The 508-nt window shown below is 58.7% G+C and carries 1 protein-coding gene; it reads left to right on the top strand.

What is annotated here, in order from left to right; genetic code table 11:
- On the top strand, positions 1-508 hold a 508-nt coding region (locus GOB90_RS18820; protein ID WP_173572239.1), incomplete at both ends, for an IS5 family transposase.

The following is a 508-nucleotide window of genomic DNA, read 5'->3' as shown; positions in this document are numbered from 1 at the left end:
CTATTTCTACCGTTGGATCCGCGAGGGAAGATGGGAAGCCATGAACCATATTCTCGTGATCCTGTCGCGTGAGCAGGACGGGCGAGACGCCACGCCTTCAGTGGGCATTATTGACAGCCAGTCGGTTAAAACCGCTGAAAATGGCGGCCCCCGCGGTTATGACGCGGGCAAGAAGATCAAGGGACGCAAGCGACATATCGCGACCGACACGCTGGGTCATGTCGTCGCGGCTGTTGTACATCCCGCCGACATTCAGGATCGTGATGGTGCGCCGCTGGTAGCGACCAGAATACGCTCATTGTTTCCCTGGCTTCGCCATCTGATCGGTGACGGGGGATATGCTGGCGAGAAGTTGCGTGGTACGCTGGCTGAACTCGGCCGATGGACGATCGAGATCGTCAAACGTAGCGATCGGGCCGAAGGCTTCGTCGTCTTGCCCAAACGCTGGATCGTGGAGCGTAGCTTTGCATGGCTCGGACGTTGCCGTCGCCTCACGAAGGATGTCGAG

The sequence above is a fragment of the Acetobacter oeni genome, from assembly GCF_011516825.1.
In the GTDB taxonomy this organism is placed as follows: Bacteria; Pseudomonadota; Alphaproteobacteria; order Acetobacterales; family Acetobacteraceae; genus Acetobacter; species Acetobacter oeni.
Note: the sequence above shows the minus strand (reverse complement) of the source record. Positions and strands in the feature narration are given on the sequence as shown.